Origin of the sequence: Streptomyces gardneri (assembly GCF_006539185.1) — a bacterium.
GTDB classification, from domain to species: domain Bacteria; phylum Actinomycetota; class Actinomycetes; order Streptomycetales; family Streptomycetaceae; genus Streptomyces; species Streptomyces gardneri.
The window spans coordinates 1-1,391 of sequence record NZ_BJMN01000134.1 but is presented as its reverse complement, the minus strand read 5'-3'; the positions used below and the strand labels follow the sequence as shown (position 1 = coordinate 1,391).

The 1,391-nt window shown below is 74.9% G+C and carries 2 protein-coding genes; both read left to right on the top strand.

The features are described from left to right. The coding region (locus SGA01_RS40735; RefSeq protein ID WP_255325386.1) for a phosphopantetheine-binding protein at positions 1-983 on the top strand (983 nt) is incomplete at its 5' end. Positions 984-1,096: 113 nt separating this feature from the next. Further along, positions 1,097-1,391: beta-ketoacyl synthase N-terminal-like domain-containing protein (locus tag SGA01_RS40730; protein WP_174867705.1), on the top strand; the 295-nt coding region annotated here is incomplete at its 3' end.

The window sequence follows — 1,391 nt, the reverse complement described above, 5'->3', positions numbered from 1 at the left end:
CCGAGCTCGGCCAGGCGGACCTGCGCCGGATGAGCCGCGCGGGCATCGGCGGGATCAGCGACGCCGAGGGCATCGCGCTCCTCGACGCCGCTCTCCGCGACGACCGCCACCCGGTCCTGCTGCCCCTGCGGCTCGACGCCGCCGGGCTGCGGGACGCCGCCGGGAACGACCCGGCCGGAATCCCCGCGCTCTTCCGGGACGTCGTCGGCGCCAGGACCGTCCGGCCCCGGCCGTCCGCGGCCTCCGCCACGGCGACGGCCGGGACGGCCGGCACGCCGGGGACGGCGGGCGGCACGGTGGAAACGGCGGCGGTCACGCTCGCCGATCGGGCCGCCGCCGTGGACGGGCCCGCACGGCAGCGCCTGCTGCTCGAGTTCGTCGTCGGCGAGGTCGCCGAAGTACTCGGCCACGCCCGCGGTCACCGGATCGACGCCGAACGGGGCTTCCTCGACCTCGGCTTCGACTCCCTGACCGCCGTCGAACTCCGCAACCGGCTCAACTCCGCCGGTGGCCTCGCCCTCCCGGCGACCCTGGTCTTCGACCACCCGAGCCCGGCGGCACTCGCCTCCCACCTGGACGCCGAGCTGCCGCGCGGCGCCTCGGACCAGGACGGAGCCGGGAACGGGAACGGGAACGAGAACGGGACGACGGCGTCCCGGAGCTCCGTCGAGACGGACGCGCTGCTGGCACAACTGACCCGCCTGGAAGGCGCCTTGGTGCTGACGGGCCTCTCGGACGCCCCCGGGAGCGAAGAAGTCCTGGAGCACCTGCGGTCCCTGCGCTCGATGGTCACGGGCGAGACCGGGACCGGGACCGCGTCCGGAGCCCCGGACGGTGCCGGGTCCGGCGCCGAGGACCGGAGCTGGGCGGCCGGGGACGGAGCCGGAGGCGGGAGTGAGGACGGCGCGGGAGTGCCGGACTTCATGAACGCCTCGGCCGAGGAACTCTTCGGCCTCCTCGACCAGGACCCCAGCACGGACTGATCCCTGCCGCACGGTCGCCTCCCGCCCCGGACCCCGTCCCGGGCACCTCGACTCGAATCACTTCATGCGCGCCTCGGGCGCCTCCAGGAACTCAAGGGGACAGCGTGTCCACGGTGAACGAAGAGAAGTACCTCGACTACCTGCGTCGTGCCACGGCGGACCTCCACGAGGCCCGTGGCCGCCTCCGCGAGCTGGAGGCGAAGGCGGGCGAGCCGGTGGCGATCGTCGGCATGGCCTGCCGCCTGCCCGGCGGCGTCGCCTCGCCCGAGGACCTGTGGCGGCTGGTGGCCGGCGGCGAGGACGCGATCTCGGAGTTCCCCCAGGACCGCGGCTGGGACGTGGAGGGACTGTACGACCCGAACCCGGAGGCCACGGGCAAGAGCTACACCCGCGAGGCCGGATTCCTGT